Origin of the sequence: Enterobacter sp. AN-K1 (assembly GCF_020971765.1) — a bacterium.
Taxonomy (GTDB): domain Bacteria; phylum Pseudomonadota; class Gammaproteobacteria; order Enterobacterales; family Enterobacteriaceae; genus Enterobacter; species Enterobacter hormaechei_C.
On record NZ_CP087390.1, the window covers coordinates 1,323,764 to 1,343,517 of the forward strand.

18 protein-coding genes are annotated in these 19,754 nt (G+C 55.7%); 8 read left to right on the forward strand and 10 right to left on the reverse strand.

Translation table 11 applies throughout. From position 1 onward, the window contains the following. Positions 1 to 418 precede the first annotated feature (418 nt). Positions 419 to 1,441 (forward strand): HTH-type transcriptional regulator GalR, encoded by a 1,023-nt coding sequence (galR, locus tag LOC22_RS06330; protein ID WP_003862806.1) that lies wholly within the window; start codon positions 419 to 421, stop codon positions 1,439 to 1,441. On the opposite strand, the gene LOC22_RS06335 is transcribed toward galR, so the two are convergent. The 4 genes from LOC22_RS06335 to LOC22_RS06350 all read right to left on the reverse strand — a co-directional run bounded on the left by LOC22_RS06335 (position 1,396) and on the right by LOC22_RS06350 (position 5,481). Then, positions 1,396 to 1,872 (reverse strand): GNAT family N-acetyltransferase, encoded by a 477-nt coding sequence (locus LOC22_RS06335; protein ID WP_064489126.1) that lies wholly within the window; start codon positions 1,870 to 1,872, stop codon positions 1,396 to 1,398. The genes galR and LOC22_RS06335 overlap by 46 nt on opposite strands. Further along, entirely contained in the window at positions 1,869 to 2,642 is a 774-nt protein-coding gene (locus tag LOC22_RS06340) for a GntR family transcriptional regulator (RefSeq protein ID WP_003862809.1), read from the reverse strand. The genes LOC22_RS06335 and LOC22_RS06340 overlap by 4 nt, the downstream gene beginning before the upstream one ends. Before the next feature lie 78 nt (positions 2,643 to 2,720). Then, entirely contained in the window at positions 2,721 to 4,148 is a 1,428-nt protein-coding gene (locus LOC22_RS06345) for a glycoside hydrolase family 1 protein (RefSeq protein WP_230239434.1), read from the reverse strand. 7 nt (positions 4,149 to 4,155) lie between these two features. After that, positions 4,156 to 5,481: a PTS sugar transporter subunit IIC gene (locus LOC22_RS06350; RefSeq protein WP_032649375.1), complete on the reverse strand. Its 1,326-nt coding sequence runs from the start codon at positions 5,479 to 5,481 to the stop codon at positions 4,156 to 4,158. A gap of 299 nt (positions 5,482 to 5,780) precedes the next feature. Here LOC22_RS06350 and LOC22_RS06355 point away from each other — a divergent pair, with 299 nt between their 5' ends. After that, a complete protein-coding gene (locus LOC22_RS06355) occupies positions 5,781 to 6,818 on the forward strand; it encodes a LacI family DNA-binding transcriptional regulator (protein WP_003862814.1) in 1,038 nt (345 codons plus the stop codon). Here LOC22_RS06355 and lysA read toward each other — a convergent pair. Further along, positions 6,788 to 8,050 carry a diaminopimelate decarboxylase gene (gene lysA / locus LOC22_RS06360; RefSeq protein ID WP_017692727.1) on the reverse strand — a complete coding sequence of 421 codons (1,263 nt, stop codon included), beginning with the start codon at positions 8,048 to 8,050 and terminating at the stop codon, positions 6,788 to 6,790. The two genes, LOC22_RS06355 and lysA, sit on opposite strands and share 31 nt — an antisense overlap. Before the next feature lie 120 nt (positions 8,051 to 8,170). On the opposite strand from lysA, the gene LOC22_RS06365 reads away from it, so the two are divergent. Then, a complete protein-coding gene (locus tag LOC22_RS06365) occupies positions 8,171 to 9,097 on the forward strand; it encodes a LysR family transcriptional regulator (RefSeq protein ID WP_017692726.1) in 927 nt (308 codons plus the stop codon). Here the strand turns inward: LOC22_RS06365 and LOC22_RS06370 are convergent. Next, the gene (locus tag LOC22_RS06370) at positions 9,092 to 9,784 is read right to left on the reverse strand and encodes an aspartate/glutamate racemase (RefSeq protein WP_032649380.1); all 693 of its coding nucleotides are present in this window, start codon (positions 9,782 to 9,784) and stop codon (positions 9,092 to 9,094) included. The genes LOC22_RS06365 and LOC22_RS06370 overlap by 6 nt on opposite strands. A gap of 135 nt (positions 9,785 to 9,919) precedes the next feature. Here LOC22_RS06370 and LOC22_RS06375 point away from each other — a divergent pair, with 135 nt between their 5' ends. Further along, a complete protein-coding gene (locus LOC22_RS06375; RefSeq protein ID WP_015571763.1) occupies positions 9,920 to 10,243 on the forward strand; it encodes a cupin domain-containing protein in 324 nt (107 codons plus the stop codon). 33 nt (positions 10,244 to 10,276) lie between these two features. Here LOC22_RS06375 and wzz(fepE) read toward each other — a convergent pair whose 3' ends face one another. Next, the gene (wzz(fepE), locus tag LOC22_RS06380; RefSeq protein WP_126513986.1) at positions 10,277 to 11,413 is read right to left on the reverse strand and encodes an LPS O-antigen length regulator Wzz(fepE); all 1,137 of its coding nucleotides are present in this window, start codon (positions 11,411 to 11,413) and stop codon (positions 10,277 to 10,279) included. Between the two features lie 544 nt (positions 11,414 to 11,957). On the opposite strand from wzz(fepE), the gene LOC22_RS06385 reads away from it, so the two are divergent. From LOC22_RS06385 to LOC22_RS06400, 4 genes are read left to right on the forward strand one after another with little or no spacing between them, the layout of a single operon-like run. Beyond that, positions 11,958 to 12,848 (forward strand): carbohydrate ABC transporter permease, encoded by an 891-nt coding sequence (locus LOC22_RS06385; RefSeq protein WP_006811834.1) that lies wholly within the window; start codon positions 11,958 to 11,960, stop codon positions 12,846 to 12,848. Further along, complete coding sequence (locus LOC22_RS06390; protein WP_017692724.1) at positions 12,841 to 13,743, forward strand: carbohydrate ABC transporter permease; 903 nt, start codon at positions 12,841 to 12,843, stop codon at positions 13,741 to 13,743. Before LOC22_RS06385 ends, LOC22_RS06390 begins: the two co-directional genes overlap by 8 nt. A 12-nt stretch (positions 13,744 to 13,755) precedes the next feature. Beyond that, positions 13,756 to 14,883: an ABC transporter ATP-binding protein gene (locus tag LOC22_RS06395; protein ID WP_230239435.1), complete on the forward strand. Its 1,128-nt coding sequence runs from the start codon at positions 13,756 to 13,758 to the stop codon at positions 14,881 to 14,883. Between the two features lie 13 nt (positions 14,884 to 14,896). Continuing rightward, on the forward strand, positions 14,897 to 16,183 hold the full coding sequence (locus LOC22_RS06400; protein ID WP_017382862.1) for an ABC transporter substrate-binding protein: 1,287 nt from the start codon (positions 14,897 to 14,899) through the stop codon (positions 16,181 to 16,183). An 84-nt stretch (positions 16,184 to 16,267) separates the two neighbouring features. Here the strand turns inward: LOC22_RS06400 and LOC22_RS06405 are convergent, their stop codons facing one another. From LOC22_RS06405 to kduI, 3 genes are all read right to left on the reverse strand, one after another. Next, a complete protein-coding gene (locus LOC22_RS06405) occupies positions 16,268 to 17,683 on the reverse strand; it encodes a sugar porter family MFS transporter (RefSeq protein WP_023295370.1) in 1,416 nt (471 codons plus the stop codon). A 312-nt stretch (positions 17,684 to 17,995) separates the two neighbouring features. Further along, positions 17,996 to 18,757, reverse strand: a complete 762-nt coding sequence (gene kduD / locus LOC22_RS06410; protein WP_003862835.1) for a 2-dehydro-3-deoxy-D-gluconate 5-dehydrogenase KduD — start codon at positions 18,755 to 18,757, stop codon at positions 17,996 to 17,998. A gap of 63 nt (positions 18,758 to 18,820) precedes the next feature. Next, positions 18,821 to 19,657, reverse strand: coding sequence for a 5-dehydro-4-deoxy-D-glucuronate isomerase (gene kduI / locus LOC22_RS06415; protein ID WP_017382863.1), 837 nt, complete (start codon positions 19,655 to 19,657; stop codon positions 18,821 to 18,823). Positions 19,658 to 19,754: the final 97 nt, after the last annotated feature.

Genomic DNA, 19,754 nt, shown 5'->3' on the forward strand with positions numbered 1-19,754 from the left:
CAGGCTTCGCCAGCGGGAAAACGCAAGGGAATGAGCCGAAGTGCAACCAGGTGTGAATATTCTCTTTTGCTGTTACAGGTTGAACTTACAGGCAAAAAAAAACCTGCGTAAAACGCAGGTTGGTGTAAATCGTGTTAATCAACCGAAGTTGATTCCACCTATCAATACCTCTGGGATCTCGACTCTAGCAATTCACTACGCATCGTTGCTAACGGACAATCGCAACAGCCTGAGGCAAAGTGTAACTAAAGGTTCAGATTGACATTATTCAGACATGACTGGCCGTGTAACGATTACACCGCGAGGGATGTTCTGCTTCACGTTTGCAGAGGACGCTTACCCGCTCCCCTTGAATGCGCGCCGCTTTTCCGCAACACTAGTTAGTGTGTAAACGCTTACCCCAATAAGAAGGTATTGAATGGCGACAATTAAGGATGTGGCTCGTCTGGCCGGTGTTTCCGTCGCGACCGTCTCCCGCGTGATCAACAACTCCCCTAAAGCGAGTGATGCATCGCGCCAGGCCGTGCAGGACGCCATGGAAAACCTGAATTATCACCCTAACGCCAACGCGCGCGCCCTTGCCCAGCAGTCGACAGAAACCATCGGGCTGGTGGTCGGAGATGTATCCGATCCGTTTTTCGGTGCGATGGTCAAAGCCGTAGAACAAGTCTCTTATCACACCGGAAATTTCCTGCTGATTGGTAATGGCTACCACAATGAACAGAAAGAGCGCCAGGCCATTGAGCAGCTGATCCGTCATCGCTGTGCGGCGCTGGTGGTCCATGCAAAAATGATCCCCGACGCCGAGCTGATCCATCTGATGAAACAGATGCCGGGGATGGTGATTATCAACCGTATTATTCCCGGTTTTGAAACCCGCTGCGTGGCGCTCGACGACCGTTACGGCGCATGGCTCGCAACCCGTCATCTGATCCAGCAGGGCCATACCCGAATTGGTTATCTGTGCTCCAACCACCCAATTTCCGATGCGGAAGATCGCCTTCAGGGCTATTACGACGCGCTGCGCGAAGCCGGTCTGCCGTGCAACGATCGTCTTGTGGCGTACGGAGAACCGGATGAGAGTGGCGGCGAGCAGGCGATGACGGAGCTGCTGGGCCGCGGGCGGAATTTCACCGCCGTGGCCAGCTATAACGACTCCATGGCCGCCGGCGCAATGGGCGTGCTGAATGATAACGGGATTGACGTCCCGGCAGAAATTTCGCTGATTGGCTTTGATGATGTGCTGGTGTCGCGCTACGTGCGCCCTCGCCTGACCACCGTGCGCTACCCGATTGTGACCATGGCAACGCAGGCGGCAGAACTGGCGTTAGCGCTGGCCGAGCATCGCCCGCCACCGGAAATTACCCACCTGTTCAGCCCAACCTTAGTGCGCCGTCACTCGGTGGTATCGCCCGCGGAAGCCGTGAGCGAACAGCGATAGAGATGGACGGTTTTATCCGGGTATTCCAGCGCATCGCCAATGTAGTGCCAGCCGTAACGTTCGTAGAAGTCGCGGCAGGCAGACCAGAGATGAAGCTCGTGATACCCGGCGCGTCGCGCGTAGCCGATAACATGCTGCTGAAGTTTTCCCGCCAGCCCGTTTCCCCGGGCGGCTTCATCGACATACAGCGCAGCCAGCCAGGGGTAGAGATCCTGCCGGGAAATTAAATCGCAACGCCACAACCCAACGGTACCCAGCAGCTGGTCATCCTCAACGGCAATAAAGGTGAGCGGTAACTTGCCCGGCGTCAGGCTGTGCTCAACAATGCTCTGGAAAAAGGCACGCGGCATACCTTCACCAAACGCGTTCCAGATCCAGTCGATCACCCGCTGTGTAAACTGCGGCGCAGCGTGAAGCGGCAGTATATTCACACCAGCTTCCCCTGGAAAAGGGGGACCGATTCAAAGAGATAGCCGTCAAAATCGGGCGCGTCTTCGTCTGACAGCTCAAGCAGGCTCTTTTTGACGTTTTCAAGATGCTGGAACATCGCCTGCCACGCCCCCATCACGTCGCGGCGGCGGAGCGCAGCGAGAATGGTTTGCCTGTCGCCGAGCCATTTCAGCCGCCATGCGCGGCTGGCGATGTGGCCATTAAACTGCTGCCACAGCGGGCTGCTGTCCATGTGATGCCAGACGCTTTCAACGGTCGCCAGCAGCATCTGGTTTTGTGTGGCTCCCGCCAGCACCAGGTGGAACATTTTGTTGTTGTCCTGGCTGCGATCGTCGGCGGCAATAGCCCGTTGCTCCTGCTCGATGATGCGGCGCAGGTTGTCGATATCCGCCCGCGTCGCCATTTTTGCGGCAAAGGCGGCAATGTTGCTTTCAAGCAGCTGACGCGCCTGGAGAATTTCAAACGGACCCACGTCACTGTTCAGAAAACGCTCTTCCTCATTTTCATGCTCCTCCGGAATGCGCATCACGTACACGCCAGACCCCTGGCGAATATCCACCGTCCCCTGTAGCTCAAGCATCAGCAGCGCCTCGCGCACGATAGTGCGGCTCACGCCATACGTCTCGGCAATGTTGCGCTCCGGCGGCAGACGCGATCCCACGGGATAATGCCCCTGGATAATCTGCGCCCGTAAATCCTCGCCAATCTCCTGGTACTGTTTTTTTTCCGGCAGGATGACAGCCTTATCCACGTTTTCACCTGTGTTTATCAGTTAATGCGCGGGCCGGACGTCCTCCCGGCCAGTTTGTGCGCTATTTTACCAGAAGGCTTACTTCCATTCATCGTCAACCCTGAGCGTCAGCACACGCTCATCGCGCAGCTGGCGAAACCAGGATGCCGATTTCTTTGCCCGCCGTGCGCGATGGTTTTCAAGGTCGATCTCAATAAGCCCGTAGCGGTTTTTAAACGCGTTCGTCGGGGAGACGTTGTCGGTGAAGGCCCACAGCATATAGCCGTGGCAGTTAGCCCCCGCCTCCCGCGCCAGCAGCGTGTAATAAAGATGTTCGCTGAGAAACGCAATGCGGTATGCGTCATCGATAATGCCGTCGCGATTGCGAAACTGCGCTTCGTTCTCCACGCCCATCCCGCTTTCCGCTACAAACCAGTCAATGTTGCGATAGTCGTTTTTAATCCGCATCGCCATGTCGTAAATAATGCGCGGGAAGATCTCCCAGCCGCGGGAGGTGTTCATCCTCCGCCCCGGCAGCTCGAACGGCTCGTAGTAGTACGCCGGGTGGAACGGCGTCTCCGGGTGCCAGGCGCGGGACGGGGCTTTGACGCGATGCGGGTAATAGAGGTTAATGCCCAGCTCGTCGACGGTGTTGTCGGCAATCAGCGCCAGCTCGTCAGCCGTGTAATCCCACTGCACCTGATGCTGCGCCAGCAGGGTAAAAAGCGCCTGCGGATAGCGCCCGTGCACCAGCGGGTCAAGAAAGACGCGGTTATAGAACAGATCGTACATCTCTGCCGCCCGCACGTCATGCGGCGCGCGCGAGCGCGGGTAGGTCACCTCCGGGTTGAGAATACAACCCACCGTGCCGTCATACCCTTTCTCGCGAAACAGCTTCACCACTTTCGCCGTCGCCAGCACCTTATGGTGGTTCCACTGCATCCAGGTGCTGGTGTTCTGCTCATAGGGCCAGCGCAGTGCGTCAAGGTAGACGCGCGTCTGGACCACAATCGGCTCGTTGAAGGTAAACCAGCGGGTGACTTTGCCGTGAAAGCGCTCAAACACCTTTTCCGCATAGCGAACGAACAGCTCGACGACGTGCTTCGACGCCCAGCCGCCGTAGGTCTCCAGCAGCACGCCCGGCAATTCGTAGTGTTCCAGGCAGATCATCGGCTCAATGCCCTGACGGTGCATTTCATCGAACAGCGCGTCGTAATAAGCGGCGTACTCTTCATCTACGGTGGCGTTTTCATAGTCGGTCAAAAAGCGCGACCAGTTGATCGAGGTGCGATAGTGGGTCAGTCCCGCCTGCTTCATCAGCGCCACGTCTTCGCGAAAGCGATTGATAAAGTCGGTTGCCACCGCCGGGCCGTAGCCGTTGTGCCAGACGTGACGATCGTTCTTGTACCAGAGATCGATCCACGAATCCTGCCCCGACTTTTTGCCGCTCCAGCCCTCGGTCTGCCAGGCCGATGCCGCCGCGCCCAGCATAAAATCTGGCGGTATGGTTATCTGTTTTATGCTCATCCTGTCCTCATGCGTTATCGGTGGCTTGTTGCAGTGCGGCCTGATCTGCGCGGCGTGAGGCAATTTTCACAAACGGCAGATAGATAATCACCGCGGTCACGATGCAGATAAACTGGGTGATCACCGCCCCCATGGAGCCCGCGGTTGACAGCCAGGCGTTGATCAGCGGCGGCGTGGTCCAGGGCACCATCACCACGGCTTTCCCGGCAAATCCGGTCACGGTGGCAAAGTAGCCAATCGAGCCCGTCACCAGCGGCGTGATGATGAACGGGATAGCCAGGATCGGGTTGAGCATGACTGGCATCCCGAAGATCACCGGCTCGTTGATGTTAAAAATACCCGGGCCGATGGAGAGCTTAGCGATCTCCTTCATCTCTTTACGTTTGGTGGCAATCATGACGGCTATCAGCAGGCCGATGGTCAGGCCGGAGCCGCCGATGCTCATATAGACGTCCCAGAACGGCATGGTGATGATGTTTGGCACCTCTTTGCCCTGCTCGAACGCGCTCATGTTGACAGTGATCGCCCCCAGCAGCAGCGGCTCGCGGATCGGCTTGATCATCTGGTTGCCGTGAATACCAATCACCCAGAACAGCTGGGCGACAAACATCAGCAGCAGGATCCCCGGCAGGCTTTGCACCACGCGCTCCAGCGGCTGTTGCACCACCTGGTAAACCGCGTCGTAGAGATACATTCCGGTAACCCGATGAAACACGAAGCCAAAGGTGGCGATGGCGGTGGTGGTGATAATGGCCGGGATCAGCGCAGAGAACGACGCGGCGACGTTCGGCGGCACCGTGTCTGGCATCCTGATTTTCAGCCCCTTGCGGTTTTCCAGCCAGCAGTAAATCTCCACTGACAGGATGGCGATAAACATGCCGAGGAACAGGCTGCGGGTATCCGAGAACTGGCGCAGCAGCACGTCTTTCACCACGTGCATCTCGCCGTCCACCAGCATTTCCACCGTGGTCGGCGTCACGCAGATAAAGCAGATCACCGCCAGCAGGCCGGGGAACAGGGACTTAATGCCGTTAATACGCCCCAGCTCAATGCCGATTAAAAACACCGCGCCGATGTTGAGAAAGTTGAGCGTGGCATAGTTCAGCGCGCTGGTGATCGGCTTTAACGCCGCCAGAAACGACAGCGACTGAAAGCTCGCCAGGCCGTTTTTCGGATCCAGCACCATATTGGAGATCAGTACCGAGAACGCCCCCACAATGATGACCGGCATTAAGGTAATAAACGCAGACTTGATCGCCTGGATATAGCGATAGCTGTTGAAGGTGGTGGCAAAACTGCCCAGAGCGTCGATCAGTTTTTCCTGAAATGCCATAGGGTAATACCTCAGTAAAAGGGCTTTTATTGAATAAGATGGACAGCCGGATACTATTGGTATGCCAAAAATAGCGTCCACAGGCGCTTTGTTCTGTGATTAAGCTCTCAATGAGGTAAGAGGTATTCCAGATTGCGATTTATCACCATTTTGGCATGCCAATGACAGGCATTTATCCCGCGGGCGAGGATCGTTACCGAAAAGCGTGATCGTTATGGGGTTTTGCCCTTCCCACGTCGCTTATGCGCCGGATGGTCTGTGTTAAACTGCAAACCATTACGTGGAAACAGGAATTTCGAATGGCAACAATGCTGGATGTCTCACTGCGTGCGGGCGTGTCGAAGGCCACCGTTTCGCGCGTGCTGAACGGCACAGGTCAGGTTAAAGAGAGCACGCGTCAGCAGGTATTTCGCGCGATGGAGGAGCTGGGCTATCGTCCGAACTTTCTCGCGCGTTCGCTGGCTAACCAGACCAGCAACAGCATTGGTCTGGTCGTCTCGACGTTCGACGGTTTTTACTTTGGTCGTTTGCTACAGCAGGCGTCACGGCAGACCGAAAAGCACGGAAAACAGCTGATTGTTACCGACGGTCACGACGCCCCTGAGCAGGAAGAACAGGCGGTCCAGATGCTCGCCGATCGCAAGTGCGACGCCATCGTGCTGTATACGCGTTACATGAGCGAAAAGACGATCCTGAAGCTGATCAACAGCGTGCAGACGCCGCTGGTGATCATTAACCGTGAAGTGAGCCAGGCGGCGGATCGCTGCGTCTTCTTTGAACAGCAGGACGCAGCCTTCAAAGCGGTGGATTACCTGATAAGCCAGGGCCACCGGGAGATCGCCTGTATCACCGTCCCGATCCACACGCCAACGGGTAAAGCGCGACTGATGGGCTACCGTAAGGCGCTGGAGAAGCACGGTATTCGTCTCGACGAGCGGCGGATTAAATACGGCGATGCAGGCATGACGCGGGGTTACGAGCTGTGCAAGGAGCTGATTGCGGAAAAGACATCGTTCAGCGCCCTGTTTGCCTGTAACGATGATATGGCCCTGGGCGCCTCCAAAGCATTACACCAGGCCGGGCTGAAGATCCCGCAGGATATTTCGCTGTTTGGTTTTGACGATGCCCCCAGCGCAAAGTGGCTGGAGCCTGCCCTGTCGTCGGTGTATCTGCCGATCGACAACATGATCGTCACGGCGATCGACCAGGCGATCCGGCTGGCAAAAAACCAGCCGGTTGAAGCGATCCCGCCGTTCACCGGCACCCTGGTGTTACGCGATTCGGTGACAACAGGGCCCTGGTTTAATCAGACCAGCTCTAACGCCAGCAGCTCCTGAATGGTCTGGCGACGGCGAATCAGCCGCGCCACGCCGTTATCAAACAATACTTCCGGCAGCAGCGGGCGGCTATTGTAGTTGGAAGACATAGACGCCCCGTACGCACCGGTATCATGCAGCACCAGATAATCTCCCGGTTTTACCTCTGGCAGCGAACGGGTTTCGACTTTCCCGCCTTCCTGCTGAGTAAAGACGTCACCGGATTCACACAGCGGGCCGGCAACAACGGTCTCGATGCGCGGGGCGTTAACCAGATCGCGGCCATCGGCGGCAAGTGCGGTGATGTGATGATAGCTGCCGTACATGGACGGGCGCATCAGATCGTTGAAGCCAGCATCAATCAGCACAAAGTGACGGCTTCCCATCTCCTTCACGCTCCGCACCTGCGCCACCAGCACGCCAGCTTCGGCGACCAGGAAACGACCCGGCTCAATCTCCAGCTTCACCGCATGACCCAGATGGGCGGCGATGCTGTCACGCGCGGCGCTCCACAGGCCGTAATAGTGATCCGTGTCGATCGCCTCTTCCCCTTCGCGGTAAGGAATCGAAAGCCCTCCCCCGGCGGAGATCGCCTCCAGATCCTGACCAAAATCGATAACCTGACGCACCATGGCGCCACAGACCTGCTCAAGATGGCCGTAATCGACGCCGGACCCGATATGCATGTGAATGCCCACCAGCTTGAGGTTGTAGCGTTGTAAAACCTCCAGCGCCGCAGGCATATCGGCATACCAGATCCCGTGCTTGCTGTTTTCGCCCCCGGTGTTGGTTTTCTGACTGTGGCCGTGTCCAAAGCCCGGGTTGATGCGCAGCCAGACGCGATGGCCAGGAGAGACCTGCCCAAGCTGTTCCAGCATATCCACCGAACCGGCATTGACCGGGATTTGCAGCTCATGCACGCGCGCCAGCGTGGCGTCGTCTATCAGGTCAGCGGTAAAGACGATCGCGTCGCTGTCGGCTTTCGGATCAAACCCGGCCGCCAGTGCACGTTCGATCTCACCCAGCGATACGGAGTCAACCTTCACGCCCTGCTCGCGCATCAGGCGCAGAATATGAATATTGGAGCAGGCCTTCTGCGCAAAACGCACCACGTCAAACTGATGCAGCGCGGCGATCTTCTCGCGGACAATCTGTGCATCGTAGACCCACACCGGACAGCCGAATTCGGCAGGCAGGCGCAGCAGGTTATCGGCGTTTAAATCGGTCTCAGTCTGGTTGAGTGGGCGTGGCATGGTCGTCTCCGGAAATCTGTTTTTTATCATTACGACATAGCCTGAAGAGAATAAAAAATATCGTTTTATCTTGAGTCTATGCAAAAATGATATGGACTACGCTCAGCCATCAGGTGCCCTATGCCCGCCGTTAACCTACGCCATATCGAGATTTTTCATGCGGTAATGACCACCGGCAATCTCACTGAAGCCGCGCACATGCTGCACACCTCGCAGCCGACGGTCAGCCGCGAGCTGGCGCGTTTTGAGAAAGTGCTGGGGCTGAAGCTGTTTGAACGCACCCGCGGCAGGCTGCATCCAACGGTGCAGGGTTTACGTCTGTTTGAGGAGGTTCAGCGCTCCTGGTACGGGCTGGACAGGATCGTGAGCGCGGCAGAGAGCCTGAGGGAGTTCCGCCAGGGCGAGCTGTCCATCGTCTGCCTGCCGGTCTTTTCCCAGTCATTCCTGCCGGTACTGTTACAGCCGTTTCTGGCCCGCTATCCGGAGGTCAGCCTGACCATCGTGCCGCAGGAGTCGCCGCTGCTGGAGGAGTGGCTTTCGGCCCAGCGCCACGATCTGGGTCTGACCGAAACCCTCGTCACGCCAGCGGGAACGGAACGCACGGAGCTGCTGTCGCTGGATGAGGTCTGCGTGCTACCTGCCAGCCACCCGCTTGCCCACAAAGCGGAGCTGACGCCGGCGGATTTTCACGGTGAGAACTATATCAGCCTGTCGCAGACCGACAGCTACCGGCAGCTTCTGGATGGTCTGTTTGCCGAACATCAGGTGAAGCGGCGGATGGTGATGGAAACGCACAGTGCGGCGTCTATTTGCGCGATGGTACGCGCGGGCGTGGGTATTTCGGTGGTGAACCCGCTCACGGCCATGGACTACGCCAGCAGCGGCGTGGTTCTGCGCCGTTTTAGCGTTTCCGTTCCCTTTACCGTGAGCCTGATCCGCCCGCTGCACCGGCCCGCCTCAGCGCTGGTTGATGCGTTTAGTGAACACCTGATTGCGCACGCGCGTCAGGTGGCGCTTCGCTTACCTGACCTGCAAAAACCACTATGACAGCATGAACTCCACCGCATCCGCGGCATGGATGGCGGCGGTATCGAAGACCGTTATCGGGCTTTGGTCTGCCGGCACCAGCAGGCCAATTTCGGTACAGCCGAAGATAACCCCTTCCGCCCCCTGCTGCGCCAGTTTCTCAATCACGCTGACGTACCATGCGCGCGACGTTTCGCTGAAGGTGCCCAGACACAGCTCATCAAAAATAATCTGGTTAATGCGCGCCCGGTCAGCCTCTTCAGGGATCAGGCTTTCAATCCCGAACTGGCTGTTCAGCCGCCCGCAGTAAAAATCCTGCTCCATGGTGTAGCGCGTCCCCAGCAGCGCCACGCGCGTCATGCCGGCGGCACGTATGGCACGCCCGGTGGCATCCGCGATATGTAAGAACGGCAGCGAACAGCGGTCTTCAATGTGCGACGCCACCTTATGCATGGTGTTGGTACACAGCAGAATACCCTGCGCGCCCGCACGCTCCAGCCCGAGCGCGGCGTCCGCCAGCATCTGCCCGGCTTTGTCCCACTCCCCGCTCGACTGGCAGGCTTCTATTTCATGGAAATCCACGCTGTGCAGCAGCAGGCTGGCCGAATGCAGACCGCCCAGACGCTGTTTGACACCTTCATTAATCAGGCGGTAGTACGGGATCGTTGATTCCCAGCTCATGCCCCCTAACAGACCGATCGTTTTCATCTTTCCTCCTGTGCGTTTCACCCAGTGAAGCAAACTTGTGATCGCCTTTCCAGTTATTTGGCTAAACGTTTCCTTTTCGCCGCGGGTGCGATAAGTTAAATGAAACAATGTTTCATTACATAACAGGGCGAAAATATGTTTATTTTCCATAAAGAGACCACGCTTGAGGATCTGGGCAACGGCGTGACGCGTCGTATTCTGGCGCACGACGGCAGGATGATGGCGGTGGAAGTGAATTTCGAGCAAGGCGCGATTGGCCCGATGCATAACCATCCGCATGAGCAGCTCACCTACGTTCTCTCGGGGGAATTTGAGTTCACCATTGGCGAGGAGAAGCATGTGGTGATGGCGGGCGACACCCTCTATAAAGCGCCGCACGTGATGCACGGCTGCGTTTGCCTGAAACCCGGCACCCTGCTGGATACCTTTACGCCGGTTCGCGAAGATTTCCTGAAATAAAAAAAGGCGCTCAGTTGAGCGCCTTTTTTGATGTTATTCCGTAACCGGCTCAGGAAGTTGTTCCGGCAGCGGGTTGCGGGTGCTCATTGCCTCGCGCAGCAGCACGCTGCCACAGGCGAACAGTCCACCCAGAATACACGCCAGCAGTACGATCAGGGCTTTGCCCGGGCCATCTTTTTTCACCGGCATAGAAGGTGAAAGCTGGTATTTGAACGGCTCCAGGCTCACATCTTCGAAGGAAAGTTTTTGCAGCTGTGCCAGATAGTATTCGCGGTTCTGGAAATCGGCGTTCAGCTCAGAAACGTCCTTCAGATTTTTTTCAATCTGCAATTTCTGCGCAATCCCGTCCGCACCGAGGGCGACGGAATAATCCGGATCGTCTTTCACCGCCTGTCCATTGCTGTAGACCGGCTTTTTGATCCCTGCCGCGTTCGCCACTTCCAGCGAGTAGTTCAGGCGTTGCAGGTTGGTATTATGGATATTTGTCAGACGGACCCGATCCAGCTCCAGCTGCTGCTGAACCGTTTTGGTTCTCAGGATAAGCTGATCGCGAATGTTTTGCATGGTCTCCTGCTCGACGATGCGGGAGATGTACTGAATGTAACCCTTCAACACTTTCTGCGCGTCCTCTGCCGTTGGGGCAGTGAAGCTTAACGTCCAGGAGAGGTACGGTGCTTTATCGGCATTTTTTTCCTGCGTGTTATCAACGGCTTTCATCTTTTCGGCAATATTGACCACCGCGCGGTGCAGCTCCAGCGGGTCAACCTGAGCGCCATCGAGCTGAGCCATCACGTAAGGTGAGCTCTTCATGTACTCTTCAAGCAGAGACTGGGACTGAAACTTTTTAACAAACAGATTAAACACATCCGCACGGGTAATTTTCACGTCGACATCAAGCACCTGGAGCGCCACCATCATCTGGCGTAGCGAACTCCACTGCGTCTGTTCCGCGGGCGTAATGACCGCTTTACTGGTCCATTTTTGCGGTATCAGAAAAGCGATTGCCAGGCCGACCAGTGCAAATGCAAAGACAATGGTGATGATGCGTTTTTTTGCTGCCAGCAGGACGTCCAGCAGACCCAGAAGATCTATTTCTTTAGCGCTGACCGCCGGGGGAGCATAGTGAGGAAAATTGAGATCCGTATGTTTTTTGAAATCCATCGCTGACATAACTGTTCTTCTTTTAAGGATGCAGTGAAATTCTGCCTGACTGGTTCCGGTGTAACAAATCATACAAGAATGTAAGAATTATCTGAATGACGAATTGGTACATCTGTAGACCTGCTATCAGATCTGGTAGTTAGCCACGCTGCGTGACTATTCTTATTCCCGCTCCCTTTTTGCTTCGTTATCTCTTCCTCATGGCCGGCGGCAAAGCTTCGTGAAAAGTCAAAAATGCCACCTCCCTCACTATATTGAAACAGCGTTTCGACACCGATCACATTTCCACCATTAAGCGAATGACGCAGAAATAAATCGCAATAATATAAAATAAAACGATGTTTTAGTATCCAAGAACGCCGGTTCAGCTCTTTTGAAACCAGAAGCGCTTACAGCACAAAGAAAGACAAAAAAGCGTTAAAAAACAAACGTATATTTCGCCTTTTCCAGACGTTGCACCCTGAATTTCAGCTCCCATGCCGCGCATCGCAGGCCCGGGAAAATGTAACAAAGCAGATTTCGTATTAAACCATTGATTGCCAGGTAGGTATGTATGAATGAAAACAAGCTGCTGGGGCTCGCATGGATATCACCCTACATCATCGGGCTGATACTCTTTACGGCATTCCCCTTCGTCTCATCGTTTTTCCTCAGCTTTACGGATTACGATTTGATGAGTCCGCCGGTGTTTAACGGCATTGAAAACTATCGCTACATGTTTACCGAAGACACGCTCTTCTGGAAATCCATGGGCGTGACCTTTGCCTATGTATTTTTAACCATCCCGTTAAAGCTCGCCTTTGCATTAGGAATTGCCTTTGTCCTGAACTTTAAATTACGCGGCATCGGCTTTTTCCGAACGGCCTACTATATTCCGTCGATCCTCGGCAGCTCCGTCGCCATTGCCGTATTGTGGCGCGCCTTATTTGCCATTGATGGTCTGCTGAACAGCTTTATCGGTGTATTTGGCTTTGATCCGGTCAACTGGCTGGGCGAGCCGTCGCTGGCGCTGATGTCCGTTACCCTGCTACGTGTCTGGCAGTTCGGTTCCGCGATGGTCATCTTCCTGGCCGCGCTGCAAAACGTTCCGCAGTCCCAGTATGAAGCGGCAATGATCGATGGCGCATCGAAATGGCAGATGTTCATGAAGGTGACCGTGCCGCTGATTACGCCGGTGATCTTCTTCAACTTCATCATGCAGACCACGCAGGCGTTCCAGGAATTTACCGGGCCGTACGTCATTACCGGCGGCGGGCCAACCTATTCGACCTATCTGTTCTCGCTCTACATCTACGACACCGCGTTCAAGTATTTCGATATGGGCTATGGCGCGGCGCTGGCGTGGGTCCTGTTCCTGGTGGTGGCTGTCTTCGCCGGTATCGCCTTTAAGTCGTCGAAATACTGGGTGTTCTACTCCGCCGATAAAGGAGGCAAAAATGGCTGATATTCAACAACTCTCCACGGCAAGAAGCGTCGCCGAACGCGAAGTGGCCCGCACGCTGCGCAGAGAGAAAATCAACGCCTCCGTTCGCTATGTGATCCTGCTGGTTGTCGGCCTGCTGATGCTTTACCCGCTGGTGTGGATGTTCTCCGCGTCGTTCAAACCGAACCACGAGATCTTCACCACCCTGAGCCTGTGGCCAGCCCACGCCACCTGGGATGGTTTCGTAAACGGCTGGAAAACCGGCACCGAGTACAACTTCGGCCATTACATGCTGAACACCTTTAAGTATGTGATCCCGAAAGTGATCCTGACCATTATCTCCTCCACCATCGTGGCGTACGGCTTTGCCCGCTTCGAGATCCCGTGGAAGAAGTTCTGGTTCGCCACGCTCATCACTACCATGCTGCTGCCCAGCACCGTGCTGCTGATCCCGCAGTACCTCATGTTCCGTGAAATGGGCATGCTCAACAGCTATATGCCGCTGTACCTGCCGCTGGCCTTCGCCACTCAGGGGTTCTTCGTCTTCATGCTGATCCAGTTCCTGCGCGGCGTCCCGCGTGACATGGAAGAGGCGGCGCAGATTGACGGCTGTAACTCCTTCCAGGTGCTGTGGTACGTGGTGGTACCGATCCTGAAACCGGCCATTATCTCCGTCGCCCTGTTCCAGTTCATGTGGTCCATGAACGACTTTATCGGGCCGCTGATTTACGTCTACAGCGTGGATAAATACCCCATCGCACTGGCGCTGAAAATGTCCATCGACGTCACCGAAGGCGCGCCGTGGAACGAAATTCTGGCAATGGCGAGCATCTCCATTCTGCCATCCATCATTGTCTTCTTCCTGGCACAGCGCTACTTCGTACAGGGCGTCACCAGCAGCGGAATTAAAGGTTAAGAGGGAAATACCATGGCTGAAGTTATTTTCAACAAGCTGGAAAAGGTCTACTCCAACGGCTTTAAAGCGGTACACGCTATCGATCTTAAAATTGCTGAAGGGGAATTCATGGTGATTGTCGGGCCGTCCGGCTGCGCCAAATCCACGACCCTGCGCATGCTGGCGGGGCTGGAAACCATCAGCGGCGGCGATGTGCGCATCGGCGACAAGATCGTGAACAACCTCGCGCCGAAGGAGCGCGGTATTGCAATGGTGTTCCAGAACTACGCCCTCTATCCGCACATGACGGTGCGCGAGAATCTGGCCTTTGGTCTCAAGCTGAGCAAACTGCCGAAAGATCAGATTGAGTCTCAGGTGAATGAAGCAGCCAAAATTCTTGAGCTGGAAGAGCTGCTCGACCGCCTGCCGCGCCAGCTTTCCGGCGGCCAGGCGCAGCGCGTGGCGGTAGGCCGTGCGATTGTGAAAAAGCCGGATGTGTTCCTGTTCGATGAGCCGCTTTCAAACCTCGACGCCAAACTGCGCGCTTCGATGCGTATCCGTATTTCTGACCTGCACAAGCAGCTGAAGAAGTCAGGAAAACCGGCGACCACCGTTTACGTGACCCACGACCAGACCGAAGCGATGACCATGGGCGACCGCATCTGCGTGATGAAGCTCGGCCATATCATGCAGGTGGACACGCCGGACAACCTCTACCACAAGCCGAAGAACATGTTCGTAGCGGGCTTTATCGGCGCGCCGGAGATGAATATACGCAAAAGCGTGCTGGTCGAAAAAGCGGGCCAGCTGCACATCGCCATTGGCGATGAAACCATGCCGCTGAACGCGGAGAAGCAGGAGAAAGTCGCGGCTTACGCGGGTCAGGAGATCTTCTACGGCGTGCGCCCGGAATTTGTGTCGCTCTCTGATGAGCCCTTCCCGAATGGCGGCTGTAGCGGGGAGATGGTGCGCGTGGAGAACATGGGCCATGAATTCTTTGTGTACCTGAAGGTCGCGGACTACGAACTGACCGCCCGAATCCCGTCCGATGAAGCTAAGCCAATGATTGATAAAGGGCTTCATCGTAAGGTGTATTTCACGTTTGAGATGAACAAGTGTCATATTTTTGACGCAAAAACTGAACAGAACCTCTCTCTCTGATGGAGTGATAAAAATGAAAAAAGTGCTTTTAAGCGCAGCAATCTCCGCGACCCTGGGCCTTACCGCTTTGCCATCGATGGCGCAGAATGTGGATTTACGGATGTCCTGGTGGGGCGGCAATGGCCGTCACCAGGTCACTCTGAAAGCGCTGGAAGAGTTCCATAAGCAGAACCCGGACATCAACGTAAAAGCGGAATACACCGGCTGGGACGGTCACCTCTCCCGTCTGACCACCCAGATTGCGGGCGGCACCGAGCCGGACGTGATGCAGACCAACTGGAACTGGCTGCCGATCTTCTCCAAAACCGGTGACGGCTTCTACGATCTGAACAAGATGAAGGACGTGATCGACCTGTCGCAGTTCGATCCCAAAGAGCTGCAAACCACCACCGTGGACGGCAAGCTGAACGGCATTCCGATCTCGGTGACGGCGCGCGTGTTCTACTTCAATGACGAAACCTGGAAAAAAGCGGGTATTGCGTACCCGAAAACCTGGGACGAGCTGATGGCGGCCGGTAAAACCTTCGAGAGCAAGCTCGGCAAGCAATACTATCCGGTGATCCTGGAGCACCAGGATACGCTGGCGCTGCTGAATTCGTACATGATCCAGAAGTACAACATTCCTGCGGTGGATGAGAAAACCAAAAAGTTCAGCTACACAAAGGAACAGTGGGTGGAGTTTTTCCAGACCTACAAAAAGCTGATCGACAGCCACGTCATGCCGGACACCAAATACTATGCCTCGTTCGGTAAGAGCAACATGTATGAGATGAAGCCGTGGATCCAGGGTGAATGGGGCGGCACCTACATGTGGAACTCCACCATCAACAAATATTCCGACAACCTGAAGCCACCGGCGAAACTGGAGCTGGGCAGCTACCCAATGCTGCCGGGCGCCACCGACGCGGGTCTGTTCTTCAAACCGGCGCAGATGCTGTCGATTGGTAAGACGACCAAAAACCCGGAAGCGGCAGCGAAGCTGATTAACTTCCTGCTCAACAGCAAAGAAGGGGTTGATACGCTGGGTCTTGAGCGCGGCGTGCCGTTGAGCAAAGTGGCGGTGCAGTATCTGACCGAAGACGGCACCATTAAAGAGGACGATCCATCCGTGGCGGGCCTGCGCCTGGCGCAGTCGCTGCCGGCGAAACTCACCGTCTCGCCATACTTTGACGACCCACAGATTGTGGCGCAGTTCGGTACTTCTTTGCAGTATATCGACTACGGGCAGAAAACCGTGGAAGAGACGGCCGCTGACTTCCAGCGTCAGGCGGAGCGTATTTTGAGACGTGCGATGCGGTAAACACAAAGCCGGGTGGCGGCTACGCCTTACCCGGCCTACAGGCTATCGTAGGCCCGGTAAGCGAAGCGCCACCGGGCAATGACATTACACGCCGATATTACGTAGTTTCTCCCCTCTCATCAGCTTGCGTTCAATATGCTCCAGGGTCACGCCTTTGGTTTCCGGAATCAGCCAGAAGGTCACGCCGATAAATGCCACGTTCAGCACCGTATAGAGCCAGAAGGTGCCTGCCGCGCCAATCGCATCCAGCAGCGTCAGGAAGGTCGCGCCAATGATCATGTTCGACACCCAGTTGGTGGTGGTGGAACAGGTGATACCAAAGTCACGGCATTTCAGCGGCTGAATTTCAGAGCACAGGATCCACACCACCGGCGCGGCGCTCATCGCGTAACCGGCGATGCACATCATGGTCATGCCGACGGAGAGCCAGGAGAGGCCGCTTGACGCCGTGCCGTTATCGAACTGCATCAGGCAGTAGCCGAGTATTAAGGTGCCGAGCGCCATCACGCTAAAGCCAATTTTCAGGGCCGGTTTACGTCCGGCCTTATCAACGGTGAACACCGCGATAAAGGTGGCGAACATAAAGGTCAGCCCTACCACCAGCGTGGCGATCATCTGCTGTTCGGTGGTGGTAAAACCGGCCATTTTAAAGATGCGTGGGGCGTAATACATGATGATGTTCATCCCCGTGAACTGCTGCATCGCCTGTAACAGCATGCCGAGGAACACCGCGCGGCGCACGTTGCGGTTTGCCTTAAACAGCGACCAGCCGCCCTGCTTCAGCTTCAGGCTCTCGCGGATTTCGTTCAGCTCTTCACGCGCTTTTTCAGACGTGTCGCGCAGCATGCGCAGCACCTCTTCCGCCTCCACGTGACGCCCTTTTTGCGCCAGCCAGCGCGGGCTGTTCGGCAGGAAAATGACTAACACAATCAGCAGCACCGCAGGCAGCGCCAACACGCCAAGCATTGCCCGCCAGTTGCCGCTGTAGCTGAAGTACGTATCCGACAGGAACGCCAGCACGATACCGAGCGTCACCATCAGCTGGTACATGCTGATCATCTTCCCGCGCACGTTTTCGCTCGCCATTTCGGAGAGGTAAAGCGGCGCGGTGTAGGACGCGATACCCACCGCCACGCCCAGCAGCACGCGGGAGAGCAGCAGCACCTCAACGTTGATGGCAAACGCCGAGCCAATGGAACCGGCAACAAACAGGATCGCCCCAACCATCAGGCTGTATTTGCGCCCGAGACGGAACGACAGCCAGCCATTAAACAGTGCGCCGATGGCCGCACCCAGCATCATGCTGCTCACCACCCACTCTTGCAGGCGGTTGCTTAACGTAAAGTGGTCGGTAATAAAGGGCAGTGCGCCAGCAATAACGCCGATATCCAGACCAAACAGTAAACCGGCTACGGCGGCCGCAACAGAAACAAACTGGTTCATGCGTCGGGTATCGCGCAGCGCAGCGGGCATAAGGGTAGAGTCATTTACAGATGTCATAGTTTCCTGCCTCAACAGCGAAATTCGTTAAGTGAAATTACGAGATACCGGAAGAAAGTGTCAGGCCGGAACTGGTGAAGATATGGATTATTTCGCTACGACATACCGATCTGTGATGGACATTACAATTTCAAATCAGGGTGGTTTAACCTTATTTTTTATTAATTAGTTAATATTTAAGAAATAAATGTGTGATACCTGTCATTCATTCCTTTTCAGTATGGATTTTTCATCTTTAAGGATATGGATAAAGCCAATTTTGGCGCAAAAAAAACCTCCACCCGAGGGCAGAGGTTCTTTATTCGGGCTGAATTATCGTGCCAGCCAGCCGCCGTCTACGGCAACGGTGTAGCCGTTAATATAATCCGAAGCCGGGGACGCCAGGAACACAACCGGGCCCATCAGATCGCTCGGCAGACCCCAGCGACCCGCTGGAATACGCTCCAGGATTGCCGCGCTCCGCTCTTCATCCGCACGCAGCTGCTGGGTATTGTTGGTGGCCATGTAGCCCGGCGCAATCGCGTTGACGTTGATGTTGTGCTGCGCCCACTCGTTCGCCAGCAGACGGGTCACGCCCATCACGGCACTCTTCGATGCGGTGTAAGACGGCACGCGGATGCCGCCCTGGAAAGAGAGCATGGAGGCAATATTGATGATCTTGCCCCCTTTCCCCTGGGCGATGAAGTGCTTCGCAGCCGCCTGGGACATAAAGAACACGCTCTTGATGTTCAGATTCATCACGTCGTCCCAGTCCGTTTCGCTGAAGTTAATCGCGTCTTCACGACGGATCAGGCCGGCGTTGTTAACCAGAATATCGATATGCCCAAACTCCGCCACCGCGCGATCCAGCAGCTCAGGGATCGCATCGATTTTGCGCAGGTCCGCGGTCAGGCTCAGGAAACGGCGGCCCAGCGCGGTGACGCGCTCGATGGTTTCCGTTGGCTCAACGATGTTAATCCCGACGATATCGCAGCCCGCTTCAGCCAGACCTAACGCCATACCCTGCCCCAGCCCGGTGTCACAACCGGAAACCACAGCCACTTTACCTTGCAGAGAAAATGCATCCAGAATCATGTTTATTCCTTAATCGTTCAGCGCCTGTCAGCAACAGGCAGATATATACTTAACTGCCTGCGACTAGCGCAGATCCTTAACAGCGACGTGGTCCATGTCATCGAAGACCTGGTTTTCACCGACCATACCCCAGATAAAGGTATAGGCTTTCGTTCCCACACCAGAGTGGATAGACCAGCTCGGCGAAATGACCGCCTGCTCGTTGTGCATAACGATATGGCGCGTCTCCTGCGGCTGTCCCATCATGTGGAACACGCAGGCGTCTTCATCCATGTTGAAATAGAAGTAGACCTCCATGCGGCGCTCGTGGGTATGGCACGGCATGGTGTTCCACAGGTTGCCCGGCGCAAGCTCGGTCAGCCCCATGCTGAGCTGACAGGTTTCCAGCACATCCGGAACAAAGTATTTGTTGATGGTGCGACGGTTGCTGGTGAGGTTATCGCCAAGGGTCACCGGGGCAACATCCGCTGGCGTGACTTTTTTGGTGGGGTAAGTCGTATGAGCCGGGGCGCAGTTGTAGTAAAACTTCGCCGGTTTGCTGCCATCAATGCTGGCGAATACCACTTCTTTCGCCCCTTTGCCGACGTACAGCGCGTCGCGGTGACCAATTTCGTAGCACTGGCCATCAACGGTAATGGTGCCCGGCCCGCCGATGTTAATCACGCCCAGTTCACGGCGTTCGAGGAAGTAGCTCACGCCCAGCTGTTTGCCCACTTCACCGCCCACGGAGACGGTTTTCGCCACCGGCATAATCCCGCCCACAATAATGCGGTCAATATGGCTGTAGACCATGGTGTACTTGTCGGCTTCGAACACTTGCTCAACTAAAAACTCACTGCGCAGCCCCTGAGTATCCAGCGTTTTAGCGTGCGCACTGTGGATGCTTTGTCTGACGTCCACGTAAACCTCCAGAAATGATCGTGCCCGAAGGCAAAGACAATTAACGAAACAACGTTCCGTTTTCGTGATGAACACATATTATCCCCTGACCACGGGG